The organism is Streptomyces sp. A1277 (assembly GCF_004795015.1).
Lineage (GTDB): Bacteria > Actinomycetota > Actinomycetes > Streptomycetales > Streptomycetaceae > Streptomyces.
Genome location: NZ_SSBI01000020.1, coordinates 43780 through 57871 on the forward strand (window position 1 = coordinate 43780; position 14092 = coordinate 57871).

15 protein-coding genes and 1 tRNA gene are annotated in these 14092 nt (G+C 70.2%); 11 read left to right on the forward strand and 5 right to left on the reverse strand.

Annotated elements, in window-relative coordinates:
* Window positions 1-53: 53 nt before the first annotated feature.
* The 5 genes from E6R18_RS15605 to E6R18_RS15620 form a co-directional block, all read right to left on the reverse strand.
* Complete coding sequence (locus tag E6R18_RS15605) at window positions 54-458, reverse strand: hypothetical protein (RefSeq protein ID WP_136317493.1); 405 nt, start codon at window positions 456-458, stop codon at window positions 54-56.
* A 753-nt stretch (window positions 459-1211) separates the two neighbouring features.
* Window positions 1212-1273 (reverse strand) — tRNA-Lys (locus E6R18_RS34040).
* Between the two features lie 198 nt (window positions 1274-1471).
* Window positions 1472-3034, reverse strand: coding sequence for a site-specific integrase (locus E6R18_RS15610; RefSeq protein WP_136317494.1), 1563 nt, complete (start codon window positions 3032-3034; stop codon window positions 1472-1474).
* A gap of 3 nt (window positions 3035-3037) precedes the next feature.
* Window positions 3038-3169 (reverse strand): hypothetical protein, encoded by a 132-nt coding sequence (locus E6R18_RS35265; RefSeq protein ID WP_276607263.1) that lies wholly within the window; start codon window positions 3167-3169, stop codon window positions 3038-3040.
* 244 nt (window positions 3170-3413) lie between these two features.
* Complete coding sequence (locus E6R18_RS15620) at window positions 3414-3818, reverse strand: helix-turn-helix domain-containing protein (RefSeq protein WP_168712361.1); 405 nt, start codon at window positions 3816-3818, stop codon at window positions 3414-3416.
* 256 nt (window positions 3819-4074) lie between these two features.
* Between E6R18_RS15620 and E6R18_RS15625 the strand changes: the two genes are divergently transcribed.
* From E6R18_RS15625 to E6R18_RS15675, 11 genes are all read left to right on the forward strand, one after another.
* A complete protein-coding gene (locus tag E6R18_RS15625; protein ID WP_136317497.1) occupies window positions 4075-4365 on the forward strand; it encodes a helix-turn-helix transcriptional regulator in 291 nt (96 codons plus the stop codon).
* Window positions 4362-4664, forward strand: a complete 303-nt coding sequence (locus E6R18_RS34425; protein WP_206308294.1) for a helix-turn-helix domain-containing protein — start codon at window positions 4362-4364, stop codon at window positions 4662-4664. Before E6R18_RS15625 ends, E6R18_RS34425 begins: the two co-directional genes overlap by 4 nt.
* Window positions 4665-4713: 49 nt before the next feature.
* Window positions 4714-5292 (forward strand): hypothetical protein, encoded by a 579-nt coding sequence (locus tag E6R18_RS15635; RefSeq protein WP_136317498.1) that lies wholly within the window; start codon window positions 4714-4716, stop codon window positions 5290-5292.
* Window positions 5292-5561 carry a hypothetical protein gene (locus tag E6R18_RS15640; protein WP_136317499.1) on the forward strand — a complete coding sequence of 90 codons (270 nt, stop codon included), beginning with the start codon at window positions 5292-5294 and terminating at the stop codon, window positions 5559-5561. The genes E6R18_RS15635 and E6R18_RS15640 overlap by 1 nt, the downstream gene beginning before the upstream one ends.
* The gene (locus tag E6R18_RS15645) at window positions 5558-8197 is read left to right on the forward strand and encodes a bifunctional DNA primase/polymerase (RefSeq protein WP_136317500.1); all 2640 of its coding nucleotides are present in this window, start codon (window positions 5558-5560) and stop codon (window positions 8195-8197) included. The genes E6R18_RS15640 and E6R18_RS15645 overlap by 4 nt, the downstream gene beginning before the upstream one ends.
* Before the next feature lie 368 nt (window positions 8198-8565).
* Window positions 8566-10185: a DEAD/DEAH box helicase gene (locus tag E6R18_RS15650; RefSeq protein WP_240799746.1), complete on the forward strand. Its 1620-nt coding sequence runs from the start codon at window positions 8566-8568 to the stop codon at window positions 10183-10185.
* A gap of 59 nt (window positions 10186-10244) precedes the next feature.
* Window positions 10245-10505, forward strand: a complete 261-nt coding sequence (locus E6R18_RS15655; RefSeq protein WP_346764989.1) for a WhiB family transcriptional regulator — start codon at window positions 10245-10247, stop codon at window positions 10503-10505.
* A complete protein-coding gene (locus tag E6R18_RS34880) occupies window positions 10502-11932 on the forward strand; it encodes a DNA cytosine methyltransferase (RefSeq protein WP_240799747.1) in 1431 nt (476 codons plus the stop codon). Before E6R18_RS15655 ends, E6R18_RS34880 begins: the two co-directional genes overlap by 4 nt.
* Before the next feature lie 80 nt (window positions 11933-12012).
* The gene (locus tag E6R18_RS15670) at window positions 12013-13182 is read left to right on the forward strand and encodes a hypothetical protein (RefSeq protein WP_136317503.1); all 1170 of its coding nucleotides are present in this window, start codon (window positions 12013-12015) and stop codon (window positions 13180-13182) included.
* Window positions 13179-13328: a hypothetical protein gene (locus E6R18_RS34045; RefSeq protein WP_168712362.1), complete on the forward strand. Its 150-nt coding sequence runs from the start codon at window positions 13179-13181 to the stop codon at window positions 13326-13328. The genes E6R18_RS15670 and E6R18_RS34045 overlap by 4 nt, the downstream gene beginning before the upstream one ends.
* A 98-nt stretch (window positions 13329-13426) precedes the next feature.
* Window positions 13427-14065, forward strand: a complete 639-nt coding sequence (locus E6R18_RS15675; protein WP_136317504.1) for a hypothetical protein — start codon at window positions 13427-13429, stop codon at window positions 14063-14065.
* Window positions 14066-14092: the final 27 nt, after the last annotated feature.

Consider the following 14092-nt stretch of genomic DNA (forward strand, 5'->3'; position numbering starts at 1 on the left):
GCCATCCCGGGACTACTTCTTCCTCTACGACTCCGCCGGGGTCCGTAAGATCGTCAGCCACGGGCGACGACCTCCGTGATGCGATCCACGAGGAGCAACGCGCGTGTGGCCTGCCTGCGGTTCTCACGTGGGGACGGCGGGTTGCCTGCGGCCCGCGTCAGATGGGCAGCGTATTCGCTGAGTGCTGCCCGTGTCTGGTACCACCCCTCCAGGGTGAGCGGGACACTGTATAGCCGCTCACCGTGGACGTTGACGACCTCGCAATGCTCCTCGCGCTCAGAGATGGCGGCCCATCGCGCCGCCATACGACCGAGGGTGACCACCGAGCGGTCGTCCGTCGAGGTCCCGGGCACGTCCACGGCCCGGCAGTCCCGGGCCGCCCGGTGCAACACCGCTGTCACGAGGCTGACTTGTGCCTGGTCGAGGGGGATGAAGAAGGTGTTGGTCGTTTCCGTCATGGGACGCGCTCCGCTGGGTCGGCCGATGTCTCATCGGCGTTGGCACCTGGCTGCCCGGTTGCGCCGGACAGAGCGAGAGAGCGCGGGCGTACCCGACCGCCGACCTCCACCCGTGTCGGTCTGGGGCAAGAATGAAATCCACAGACCTCCGGTGCCGCGCGGACCGCACACCATCCGGCCCTGGAGAGGAGGCGGTAAACAGCCTCATTCCCGAGGAGCGTGGCGAGACGACACGACGGCTCGGAACCTGGGTACCGAGCGGGCCGCGCCGCCATGGTGTCGGACACCGAGCGGGTCGCTCGGGGCGGAATGTAACCACTCGAACACACACCGTGCAAGCCGACTTGCACCGCAGGGTGCCCTAGCGTTGCTCGCAGCCGAGCAGAAGCCGGGCCCACTCGGTACGGCGCCCATTCGATGGGCCATTATCAGTGACATCTTCGGACGTGATCGCAGTGGGTGGTGAGTGGGTTGATCCCTCTCGCTACGGGAGAACTCTGCGTCTGATTGCGCCATTGCCCGACGAAGTGAGGGCTGTCATCACTTTTCCGCACCCCGATCTGCCAGCGAGAACAGCTACGCAACCCGCCCTTGGCCTGGTAACAGAAGGTCGCAAAGCCGCGTCCGTCGCGCCTCATGCCAGGCCATCCGCTCACGCACGAGGCCGGAAACGATGAAGCGCCTCGACCGGCCGAAACCGATCGGGGCGCTCCACCGCAGGTCAGAAGGTTTCCCCTCCCCCGCTGTCGGTAGGCCGTGTGGGACTCGAACCCACAACCAACGGATTAAAAGTCCGCAGACCCCTCATAGGGTCTCGTTTGGTGTCGTTGTCTTCAGTCGGCGCCGTACGCTCCCCTGCTGGTCAGCGGGATGTCACTTCCATTCTCGGTGGCGCCTCACGCGCTCTCATGCGGTCTCGGGTGGTGCCGTTGGGTGGCGTTCGGGCCAGCACGGGGCCAGCAGAAAGGCCCCGCCACCTGCGGTGACGGAGCCTCGTTCGTTCCACAACCAGACTACTCCCCCGGCGCTTCCACCGGGGGCTGTTCGGCCGCCTTCCTGGCACGGGGCACCACGGCCGCCGCGCGCTCGGTCAGCTCGTCCTCGTACTCCTCGAACAGCTCCATGTACGTGTCCGAGGTCAAGACGATGGTGCTGTGGCGCAGCTTCACCTTGGCATCGTGGAGATCGCCGCCGCCGGCCTTCACCAAGGCCGCCGCGCCGTGCCGCAAGTCGCGCAGGTTGATGGGCGGAAGATCGGTCTGCGCGAGGATGTCGCGGAACGTCGCGGAGAAGGTTTCGGGGTGCACCCACGAACCGTCTTCCTGGGCGAAGACCTTGCCCGTCTCCACCCACGCCTTGTCCGCTTCGAGACGCGCGGCGCGCTCCTGCTCCTGGCGGGCCTTGTGAACGCGGAGAACGGCGACGGTCCCGGCATCGATCTTCACGGTGCCAGCAGACCCGGCCGTCTTGGGGTCCGTCTCGATCGCGGTCCAGCCGTCGACGACCAGCTCCTTGGCCACCGTCACGGTGCGGCGCCCGAAGCTGATGTTCTCCCAGTCCTGCCCGGCGGCCTCGCCCCGCCGGAACCCGTGGTACGCCACGAGGTGGAAGAAGGCGTAGAGGCGGTGTCCCTCCGCTGCGTCCAGGAACGCGCCGAGCTGCGCCGGGGTCCACACCATGACGGGGCTCGGCTTCACGCCGGTCTCGCGCCACCGGGCCACCCGCTCCTCTGTCCAGAGCAGGCCCTTGGGACGGGCGGCAGGCGCCAGCTCGACGTGCGCGGCGGCGTTGAAGGTGGTGACCTGCTTGGAGATGGCGTAGTTCAGCGCGGCGCGCAGCGTGCGCCGGATGCTCTGCACGGTGGCTGGCCCCGTGACCTTCCGGAAGGGCGGCATGGAGCCGAGCTTGGCGCGCTCCTCGGCCAGACGTGCGCGCTCAGCCGCTGGCGGCCTGCCCCCCTTGGTCCACTTCGCTCGCTCCACCTGCTCCCGGCGTGCGGCATTCTCGGCCCGGACGACGTCGGCCCGGTCGGCGATGTCGTCGAACAGATGCTGCGCCTGGCCGACGCCGAAACGGTCCACCCTGTGGTGGCCCACCCCTGGATCGAGGTGGACGCGGACGTGGGAGCGGTAGCCGTTGGTCGTCGTGGCGCGCGTCTTCTTCGAGCCGAGCCAGGATTCGAACAGCTGGGACATCGTCATCTTGCCTTCGAGGTCCACGCCGACGCCCAGGCGCCGCCTCACTTCGGCAGCGTCGGGGATGTCCCGGCGGTCGCGCATGACGCCTTGCAGGAGGTCGCCGACCCGCCGTGCGGCATCCTCGTCGTCATCGCTGATCAGGTCGAGGATGCTGCGCAGCTTGTCGAGGTCGTCCTGCGCCTCTGACACCTTGGCATACCCAGTGCGCCGGAACGGCCGGCGCTTGCCGTTCTCGTCGAGCGGGAGTTCCTGGCGGACGGCGTACGAACCGTGGTTCTTCTTCGTCAGCTTCGGGCATGCCGAACCGAGCAGCCGCGCGTCTGGCCCGCGGCATTCACACCGCTTGGTGATGCTCCCCGCTCTACGCGATGCGGGCACAGGTCACTCCTCCTGGCCGACCAGCCCGAGCGCGGTCAGCGCGTCGTGCCACTCGACGATCTCTCGCAGGATCTCAGGAGTAATTTTGCCCTCTCGTACAACCAATACGACCCCGGTGGGCGTCGTAATGGGCACTACGTTTCGTCGGCCCGTGGGGAGGTCGGCGCTCACGGCGAAGTCGTACCCGGCATCTGTCGCTTGCGTCGTCGATGTGGTGTCCACCGTCGCCCCCGTTCGCTCATACGTTCGATCCCTGGAGCGTACTACTCCGCTTCGTGTGCGCTCCGTCACATGCCGACATCATGTCACTACGAAACGTTGATGCCTACACCCTTTCGAGCGGTATTACGTTCCGTAATGCGGAGGTCCAGGCCGCAGATCAGCCCTCGTTCCGCCCCGGTGGCGCGAACGCATCGAGCAGCCGCAGGAGTTGCTCGCGCTGGTCGGCCGTCAGGTCGCCAGCTCGCCTCACCAACGCCGACGCTTCACCACTCTCCGCCCACACGCGTTCGATGCCAAGGAACTGCGCGGCGGCCGCATCCTGCAACTGTTCGAGCGGCAACTGGGCGGCCGCCGCCAGGGCCCGCAACTGGGGCAGTCGTGGGGGGATGACGGGCTCCCCCTTCTCCAGCCGGTGCACCCAGCCACTCTTGACCTGAACCCCCGTCCGAGGGTCCACGCTGCGGTCCTGGAACTTGTCCAGTGAAAGGCCGAGCACCGCGCGACGGTCGCGAATCAGGTCCGCGAACTCTGTCGTCTCGGTCTCGGGCTCGTGTTCGATCATGACGCTCATCCTGTCACTCCAAGTCGGGGCTGTTCAGGGCGATCACTCGCGTGCGGGCCTATCCCACCATGTCGCAGGTACGGGCTATCACGCGACCTGAACGAATTGTTCAGACGTTGACACGGATGCGCTAGGGGCGCATTCAGGTCACACAGGCGCGCGTTGCGCCCGATCTTCAACCATCTGGACAGTCCGTTCAGATCGTGCAATGCTCACGGTGTTCAGAAATTTGAACGGACCACTCAGCGAGGTGAACATGAGCGAGGCACCCATGTGCCGCGTCTACGACCGCGAACTCCTGGCACGCCTCATGAAGAGGACCGGGACCGGCGCGCGTCTCACGACTCGCGACCTGGCCAAGGTCGCCGGGCTCTCCCACGGAACGGTGGGCGCCCTGCTCTCGGGCGGGCAGCGCTTCATCTCCAGGGACAAGGCCGAACGCATCGTCGGCGCCCTCGGGGTCGACCTGATGGTGCTGTTCGTCCCCTGCGAGCGCGCCGGCCGCGTCTGGCTCGACGCCATCGCACCGAAGGCGGTGACGGCATGAACACGAAGACGACCGCCGCCCTGACAGAGGCCGAAGTGCTGGCGCTCCCCGCGATGACGACCGCCGAGCAGGCGTTCGCCGCGCTCGGGATCGGCCGCGACCTCGGCTACCGGCTCATCCGGGAGCGGCAGTTCCCGCTGCCCACCGTCGCGCTCGGCCGCATCATCCGCGTCCGCCGCACCGACCTCTTGGCCTTCCTGGGCCTGGAAAACACCGATGCCGCCAGGGGTGGAGCCCTGACGGCATCGAGCGAACGCACCACAGATACAGCCGCGAAGCAGATCGGAAGCGCTCGGTGACCACTGTACGAGAGACCACTGACACCCCGCAGTTCGTTGGGGGTGCGGCATGAGGTGCGACGAGCCGCTGGTCCGTCCCGGCGAGGACTACTCCTACCGCGACTGCCAGCTGGAGCTGGGTCACGCCGGTGCCCACGACTACCTCGGCGAGAAGTACCCCCGCCCGATGCCGTCCGGCGAATTGCACCCGGAGATTGCCGACCTGATCGAGTCGGCCGCCCGCAAGCGCGGCATCTGGGACCTGGACGAGCGGCAGTGGCCGATCGTCGTGGAGGTCACCTCCGTCTACGTCGTCCATGCCCCGGGCGAGACCGAGGACGAAGCTCTGAAGTACTGGGCCGACGGCGGGGACTACCCCGACCTCGACGTTGAGCAGGCGATCGACGGCGGGCTCGAGATCCGCCGCGCCGACCGCTACCAGCGCGACACCCTGACCGGCGCCCCGATCGGGCCGGTAATCGCGTGCCCCGACTGCGGCAGGACGGCTATGCGCCGCGAGTGGTTCCACGACCCCTTCCGGAAGTGTCACGGCGCGATCACGTGGCGCGAGAACACCCACGCCCGGACGCCACAGTGGCGCTACAGCCGCGAGCACAACGCCACCCCCGCACAGGTGGTGACTGGCTGATGACTCGCACCACGGCGGCCGGGGGCAGCTCCCCCGGCCGCCGGGCCCTGGCCCCCCGCCAGACGGTGGTCGGCGCCCTCTTCGTCGACTTCGGCAACGACCGGGGCCCCAAGGAGGAGCAGCGCCCGCCGCGCGCCCGCTACGAGTGCGTCCGCTGCAACTACCGCAGCGAGGTCGTCACCGGCCCGGCCGCCGTCGCCGCCTTCAACGCCACCGCCGCCGCTGCCCACCGCGTCGTCTGCCCTTCCCTCCAGGAGACCCACCAGTGATCGATGCGCAGACCCCCGACATGCGGGCCGCCGCCCGCGAGTACCACGACGCCGGGCTGTGCGTACTCCCCATCAAAGCCGACGGCACCAAGAAGCCCGCCGTGTCGTGGCTCGGATACAAGGTCGCCCGCTCCACCCCGGAGGAACACGACGGCTGGTTCTCCGGTGCGAAGCCGCGGGGCATCGCGGTCGTCTACGGCGCGGTGTCTGGCGGCGTCGAGTTGATCGAGTTCGAGGGCACCGCCATCGCGGAGGGACTTCTCGAAGACGTCACCGAGATCATGAACGCGTCCGGACTCGGCGAGGAGTGGCAGGCAATCCTCACCGGCTGGGCGAGCGAGTCCCCGTCCGGCGGCCGGCACTACCGCGTCCGTGTCGACGGTGGCACCATCCGAGGCAACACCAAGCTGGCGTCTCGCCTCGCTCGGCCGGAGGAGTACACCCCGGTCGACCAGCAGCGCCTGGCCGAGAAGCCGAACTCGCGCATCATCCGCGTGCAGATCGAGACGCGGGGCGAGGGCGGCTACGGGCTGGTCGAGCCCAGCGGCGGCACCGTGCACGCCACCGGCCGCCCGTACCTGCGTCTCGCTGGCGGCCCGGCCACCATCCCCACCGTGAGCGCGGACGTCCTGGACGCCATCCACGAGGTCTGCCGGATGGTCGACGCCCTGCCGGTCCCCGAAGCACCGAAGACCGCGCCGCGGACGCAACCTCTTCCCGACGGACGGCTGCGGCCCGGCGACGACTACGAGGCCCGCGCCGACTGGGCCGAGATCCTGCACGGCATCTTCCGCCCCGTCATCACCCGCGGCAACACCACCTACTGGGGGTGGGCCGACGGGCAGGGCGGCATCAAGGCCACCACCGGCCGAGGCGACGCCGACCGCCTGTACGTCTTCACCACCAGCTCGGAGTTCACCGCCGAGACGCCCTACAGCAAGTTCGGCGCCTACTCGTTGCTGGAGCACGGCGGCAACCACAAGGCCGCCGCCGCCGAACTCCGCCGCCGCGGCTTCGGCTCCGAACCCGCCCGGCGTCGGCTGGCTGCGGCCCCGGCGCCGGGTGGCCCATTCAGCGACGGGTCCACGGCGCTCGACCCCGACACCGCGGCCGAGCACGGGCACACACCGCCGGACCTCCAGGTCGTCCCGGCCGCACGGCCGGACCTCGACATCACGAACGAGGCGGACGCCATCGACGGCGTGCTCGAACTTATGCGCACCGGCCAGCTGCCCGACCTCTACAAGCGCAGCGGCGGGCCGTGCTGGGTCCACCACGACGACAACAACAACCCCGAGGTGAAGCAGCTCGGCACCGACAACCTGCGCGCCTACCTCGCCGACCACCTGACCAGCTACACCGTGCGCGTCGACCCCAAGACGGAACTGGAGAAGGAGGAGCGGGAGCTCCTCATGCCGAAGACGTGCGGGACGATCCTCGGCCGGAAGGACTGGCCGCTGCCGCCTCTGCGGGGCATCGTCACCTCCCCCGTCGTCCGCTCCGACGGCTCACTGCTCCAGGCGCCCGGCTACGACACGGCGACCGGGCTCTACCTCCACCCCCGTGTCGCGCTGCGGCGACTGCGGGCTGAGGTCACAGCCGATTCGCTGGCAAGGGCCAAGGACATCGTGCTGCACCAGATGCTGGCCGACTTCCCGTGGGAGAAGCCCGCGCACCGGGCCCACTACCTCGGGGCGCTGCTCACCCCGATCCTGCGCCCGTACTTCCACGGACCTACGCCGATGGTCGTCCTGTCGTCCACGTCGGCCGGGTCGGGCAAGACCCTGCTGAAGGACATCTTCAGGTACGCCTACGGCAGCTCGGACACGCCGTGGCCGGAGAACGACACCGAGCTCCGCAAGAGCATCACGACGCAGCTCTACACCACCGGCCAGCCCGTCATCGTCCTCGACAACCTGCCCAACGGATACACCATCAAGAGCGCCGTGCTCTCCGCGCTGCTCACCGCAGAGACATGGGGCGACCGCGTCCTCGGCGCCAGCGCCGCCGTCAGCATGCCGAACGACCGGCTGTGGATCCTCACCGGCAACGGGCTGCAGACCGGCGGCGACAACGGCCGGCGCGCCCTGTGGGTACGCATCAACCCGAACGTCCCCGACCCCGACCAGCGCGACGGCTTCAAGGTCGGCGACTTGCGACCGTGGCTGCGCGCCAACGCCTCCACCGTCGTCGCCGCCCTGGTCACCATGGTCCGTGCCTGGGTCGCGGCCGGGGCTCCCACGGTCCGCACCCGGATGGGCGACTACTCGGAGTGGGCCTCCATGATCGCGGGCCTCCTCAGCTTCCTGGGCGTCTCCGGCTGGCTGACCGACCGCGCCGACGCCATGCGGCAGGACAGCGAGACCGCCGAGTGGGCCGCCTTCCTCATCGAGTGGGCCGAACGGTTCGGTGAGGAGGACGTCACCGCGGGGGCGGCATGCAGCACGCTCGCCGAGCACGTACCGCGCCACCCGAAGACCGGTGAACTCCCCAGCGCGAACGTCCTGGGCGGCTGGCTGAAGGCCCGCGACGGCCGGTTCTTCGGCAACTACCGAATCGTCCGCATCTGGGATTCGCACCGCTGCTCGAACAAGTGGCGGGTTCAGCAGCACCAGCAGCCCGAGGCAGAGCGATGACGCTTCCGCGCGTTGCAGGGACCACAGGGACCACGCAGGGACTCGTGCAGGGGGCTCGCCAGCTCCCTGCACGGCCCCTGGCCTGCGCCTCTGCCGGGAGGCAGGGAGCAGCAGGGACTCGGCCCCACCTCCCCTACGCCGCGCGCATCACACACATCGCGCATCACACATGCCTCTGCATGTGTGATGCGAAGTTCTCCAGCTCTCCTAATGCACTGGCTTACGGGTATCTCCCTGCAAGTCCCTGCGTCCCTGCAAAACCGCAGACCAGAGCGCCACAACTGCGCTCCGCAGGTCCCTGCACCACTCCCTGCGGCTCCCTGCACTCCCTGCAAAGCCCCTGGAACCACAACGAGGTGACGACGAACGTGCCCGAGACCTTCCGCCCCCGCCCGTACCAGACCGCCGCCATCGATGCGCTGACCGCCGGATGGGCAGGCCCCAACAACCGCCTGGCCGTTGTACTGCCGACCGGCGCCGGGAAAACGGTGGTGTTCGCGAACCTGATTGCCCAGATGCGCCACCAGCTCGGCCGCAAGCGCGCCCTGGTCATCGCTCACCGCGAGGAGCTGATCGAGCAGGCCGCCGCGAAGATCCGCGCGGTGTGCCCGGACCTTCGCGTTGGCATCGTCAAGGCCGAACGGAACCACCACCGCGTCATGGACGTGATCGTCGCCTCCGTCCAGACCCTGGCCGTGAAGCGGCGCCGCGAGCAGATCCAGGGCATCGGCCTGGTGATCGTGGACGAGTGCCACCACGCCGCGGCCGCCACCTACCGCAAGGTGCTCGACCACTTCGGGGCCTGGCGTGGTGTGCCGGTCGCCGGTTTCACCGCGACGATGACGCGCGGCGACGGCGGTCTGGGCGAGGTCTGGCAGGACGTCGTGTTCACGCTCGACATCCTGGAGATGATCGGCGACGGCTACCTGTGCGACGTCCGCGGCCGCCGCGTCACCGTGGCCGGCCTCGACCTTGACGCGGTGAAGACCCGCAACGGCGACCTTGCCGACGGCCAGCTGGGTCAGGCGCTCGATGACTCCGGCGCGGCCGCCACCATCGCGGCCGCGTACACCGAGCACGCCGCGGACCGGCCCGGCGTCGTCTTCACCCCCACCGTGGCCACCGCCCAGTCCATGGCGGCCGCATTCACCGCCGCAGGGATCTCGGCCGCGCCGATCTGGGGGGACATGCCCCGCGATCAGCGGGCCCAGGAGCTCGCCCGGTACAAGTCCGGGGCAGTGCAGGTGTTGACCAACTGCATGGTGCTCACCGAGGGGTTCGACGCCCCGTGGACGTCGTGCGTCGTTGTCGCCCGCCCGACCAAGTCCCCCGGCCTCTACTGCCAGATGGTCGGCCGGGGGCTGCGTCTGCACGACGGGAAGCGTGACGCCCTGGTGCTCGACGTCGTGGGCGCCTCGACCCGCCACAAGCTGGCGTCGATCGTGGACCTGACCAGCCAGGAGGCCGGGGAGGTACCGGAGGATCGTCCGCTGCGCGAGGCGGTCGCCGAGTTCCAGGCCGAGCAGGCCCAGCGCCTGGTCGTGCAGCAGCTGCACATGGAGGAGTTCAACCTCTTCGGCCAGTCCAGCACGCAGTGGCTCCGGACCGCGGCAGGCGCCTGGTTCATCCCGCTCCGCTCCGACCTGTTCCTCTTCCTCGTCCGCGACCCCGCCAGCAAGGGCTACCGCGTCCGCCGCTGGGACGCCAACAAGGGCGTCCGCCCGCCGAACCCGGACCCGGCTATGCCGCTGGCCGACGCCATGCAGTGGGCCGAGCGCGCCGGACGGGCGCTCGCCCCGGCGCACTTCGTCGCCAAGAGCGCCGCATGGAGGGCCCGGCCCGCGTCCACCCGACAGCTCGGCTACTGCCGAGCCCACCACATCCCCGTCCCGCGCGGGGCCACGGCCGGCGAGGTTGGCGACCTCCAGGCCATCCACCGGGTGAGCGGCGTTCTCGCCCGCCTGGCGGCCGTGCCCGCAGCCGCATGAAAGCCGGGCCTGTCGTTACCAGGCCCGGCCTCCCCACCCATCACACCACGGAGGAAGCCGTGAACAAGACCGTCATCGAAGAGGGCATCTGCGCCCAGACCTACCCCGACCTCTTCTTCCCCGAGAAGGGGGAGGCCGGCAAGACCCGTGCGGCGAAGGGCATCTGCTTCGTCTGCCCGGTGCGTCGGGCCTGCCTGGAAGAGGCACTCGCCGAGGAGGGCACCGTCGCGGCCTCCCACCGGTACGGGGTGTTGGGCGGGTGCAGCCCCCGGGAGCGCGCGGACATCGCCAAGCAGCAGCGGTACAGGGCCGCGGCGTGACGGCCGCCCTGGCGCGCGCCCGCGCCCTCCTCGACACCCCACCACCAGAGACCATCCCCGGACAGCTCGCGGCCCCGTACGGGCCCCGCATCGGCTCACTGTGCACCGGATACGGCGGGCTCGACATGGCCGTCCAGGCCGTGTTCGGCGGGACCACCGCCTGGGTGTCCGACATCGACCCGGGCGCCTCCCGGATCCTCGCCCACCACCAGCCGGACGTCCCCAACCTGGGCGACCTGACGGCCATCGACCTGGACGCAGTCGAGCCGGTCGACATCCTCACCGCTGGCTACCCGTGCCAGCCCTTCAGCAACGCCGGCAAGCGGAAAGGAACCGCAGATGAGCGGCACATCTGGCCGTGGATTGCCCGTGCCCTTGGGGTTCTACGACCCCGAGTCGCGATCTTTGAGAACGTCGCAGGCCACGTTCGACTGGGATTCGACACCGTCCTCGCCGACCTTGCCGCCCTCGGGTTCGATGCGGAGTGGTGCACTGTTCGCGCGTCGGAGATCGGCGCTGCCCATCAGCGCAACCGCCTCTTCCTCCTCGCCTGGCCTGCCGACACCGGCAGCAAGGGACTGGCGTGGCGGTGGGCAGAAGGGGCAGCTGCCGACGGCCGTCAGCCTGTTGCCGACGCCCACCGTGTCGGAGGCGACCGGGCCGGGGCACGCGGCGGACGGGGGGATGAATCTGCGGCACGTCGTATCGCTGCTTCCCACGCCGCGGGCCTCGGCGAACGAGAACCGGCAGACGAAGCGAACGCCGTCGCAGGAAGCAGGGAAGCACGGGCTGTCGCTGGCGGCCGAGGTGTGCTCGCTGCTGCCGACACCGACGGCGACGCCCTACGGCACCAATCAGTCGCCGAGCCCCGGCGCCGCGGTGCGGCCGTCGCTCAACTCGCTGGCACCGACTCTGCTGTCGATGAGCGCTGCTGCCCCACCTGCGGATGTGGTGAGTCCTTCCACGACGCAGGCGGGTTCTGTGCCGGCTGCCTCCACTGCACCGACCCCGAACTCGGTCGGCCCATCTGCCCTGCGGACTGCCCCGACTGTGCCGGTGAATCTGCTGTCGACGCCGCGTGCGTCGGACTGGGAGAAGGGCGGCCCGAACCAGCGCGGCTCGAAGGGCGACCTGACGCTCCCATCAGCAGCCCACCGGATTGGGGTCAGTACGCCCCCGCCATCGCCCGGTGGGAGCACGTCATCGGGCGCCCCGCCCCGAGCGCAACCAACGCTCTGGGACGGCTGAACCCGCCGTTCGTGGAGTGGCTGATGGGCCTGCCCGCCGGCCACGTCACCGACGTCCCGGGCCTGTCCCGCACCGCGCAGCTCAAGGCCCTCGGCAACGGGGTCGTACCCCAACAGGCCGAGGCCGCGCTACGGCTGCTTGCCGCACGGGCCGGTATCACCGCCCCACACCCGGCATGACCGCGCAGTACGCCCCGGCCGGGACTCAGCCGGCCGGGGCGCACGCCGCCCAGTATCCCCCGACCCTGAAGGAGCCCACCATGACCGACCAGCCCACCGCCCGCCCGCCGTACCGGTACGTGGATGAGGACGAGTTCTGTCTGTCCGCCCACCGCCTGTCCGACCTGGCGACCGGCGTCCCGCTCGACACGGTGTCGATCACCGTCGAGGGTGACTCCGACCCGCAGTCCGCGCACGTTCCGGTCGGGGACCTGCCTCGGGTCCTGGTCGGGATCGCCGAGGCTGCGGGTCTTGCCCCGGCTGTGGCGCCCACCCCCGACCGGGTCACCGCCCTGTACGACGCCATCGACGCCTTCCAGCGCCAGCACCGCACCACCGGCGGTCTCCAGCACGCGCAGATCCGGGCGCTGCTGGCTGAGCACCTGGACGCGGCGCTGCCTGCCGCCCCGGCTGTGGCGCCCACCGCCCCGCCTGCCGCCGACCAGCCCGCACCCGCCCCGCTGTCCGAGGTGTGGTCCGTGTGGCGCGAGGACGAGCCCGCCTACAACCACTTCGCCACCGTGGACGCCGCGCGGCAGGGCACGATCGACTTCTGGGAAGAGGACGAGCCCTCGTGCCCGGACTACAGCTGGGACCAGCAGGCTGGCGGCGCCCGCCTGGAGCTGCTGGTGGGCGGGGTGCACTCCGGTGTGTACGCGTCCCGCCACCCCGTCTACGGCGGACCGGCTGCCGCACCCGTTGCCGAAGCCGACGCCGAACTGCGGGCCGAGGTGAAGCAGTGGCGGGCCACGTTCGGCCGTAACGCCCTCCCCGGGGCGCTCCGCCGCCTGGAGACCGTCGAGGTCGAGGTGGAGCGGCTGCGCGCCGACCGGGCCACCACGCTGCGGGAAGCCGCCATCGAGTCCGAGGTCATCGCCCGCCGCCTCTACGACGACATGGGCCAGCACGCCGCCGCCGGGGCACGCGCCGTCGGCGACCGTCTCCGCCGTCTGGCCGACGAGACGCAGCCCACCGAGGCGGCACCGTGGCCAGCGGTCACGACCTACGTCGTAGAGGTCTTGGACTTCGGCACCTGGGTCGGGGTCAGCTTCAACCGGTCCACGCTCGATGAGGCCCGTGCCAGCCGCGAGACCTGCCGCCGCCGCCTTCCCGACGGCCAGTTCCGGATCGTGCGCTGGGACGAGACAGCCACCGTCGCCGAGACCGACTCCGAGCCCGCCACCGCCGCGACCGATGAGTCGCAGCCGTGACCAGGACCGGGCCCAACCTTCCGCCCTGCATGTACGGCCGCGCCTGCCAGTACGACGACGATGCCGGCCTCTGCCCCTGCGAGGACGACGCCGACACCCTCGAACCCCGCCTCACCGTGAACGTCCCCACGGGGGACTACCTGTGACCGGCCCGCACCGTCACCAGGCGCAGCAGCACACCACCTGACCCACCGGCCGCCCGGGTAAGCCCCGGGCGGCCCGCACGACCAGCAAGGAGAGACCCATGGACATCTGCCTGCTCTGCGAGAGCCCGATGGACGGCGGAATGCTCTGCGTCGGGTGCACGAAGTCAACCCGGGTGCGGCTGGAGTCTCTGCCCACCCTCTACCGCGGGCTGGCCCCGCTCCTCGCCCCGTCCGCCAGCGTCGGACAGGGCCGCTCCGGGAAGGGCGGGCCCGCCCCGCTCCCGGTATCCCTGGACGTCCTCGACGTGCGGGGCCCCGGCGGCATGGCGGCACTCCTGGAGTCCTGGGTCGACGCGGTCCGGAGCGAACGCAGGCGGCCCGAGCAGCCGCACCTCGGCAGCCCGGAAGGACGCGTGGAGCGCGCGGCCGGTGAACTCCTCGACCAGCTGCCGTGGATCGCGGTGTCGTGGTCGGAGGCCGGCGACCTCGCGCGCGAGGTACGGGAGCTCACCCGGACGGTGTCCACGATGATTCGCCCGCCCGTGCACGACGACAGCATCCGCATCGGGCACTGCCCGGCGGTCCACGAGAACGGGACGATCTGCGGCGCCGTGTTGCGGCTGGGCCGCGGCGAGCGCGTCGTGGTGTGCGGGTGGTGCGGCTACTCGTACCCGCCTGCGACGTGGGCCGGGTTGAAGGTGTTCATGGACGAGGACGCGGCGGCCGGTGCGGCTTGACGCTTGACGTCTAAGCCTGGGTTAGAT

Bases quoted from the DNA above. Each gene is read 5' to 3' on its own strand.
- E6R18_RS15605 (WP_136317493.1), bottom strand. From the start codon at position 458: ATGACGGAAACGACCAACACCTTCTTCATCCCCCTCGACCAGGCACAA.
- E6R18_RS15620 (WP_168712361.1), bottom strand. From the start codon at position 3,818: ATGATCGAACACGAGCCCGAGACCGAGACGACAGAGTTCGCGGACCTG.
- E6R18_RS15625 (WP_136317497.1), top strand. From the start codon at position 4,075: ATGAGCGAGGCACCCATGTGCCGCGTCTACGACCGCGAACTCCTGGCA.
- E6R18_RS34425 (WP_206308294.1), top strand. From the start codon at position 4,362: ATGAACACGAAGACGACCGCCGCCCTGACAGAGGCCGAAGTGCTGGCG.
- E6R18_RS15635 (WP_136317498.1), top strand. From the start codon at position 4,714: ATGAGGTGCGACGAGCCGCTGGTCCGTCCCGGCGAGGACTACTCCTAC.
- E6R18_RS15640 (WP_136317499.1), top strand. From the start codon at position 5,292: ATGACTCGCACCACGGCGGCCGGGGGCAGCTCCCCCGGCCGCCGGGCC.
- E6R18_RS15670 (WP_136317503.1), top strand. From the start codon at position 12,013: ATGACCGACCAGCCCACCGCCCGCCCGCCGTACCGGTACGTGGATGAG.
- E6R18_RS15675 (WP_136317504.1), top strand. From the start codon at position 13,427: ATGGACATCTGCCTGCTCTGCGAGAGCCCGATGGACGGCGGAATGCTC.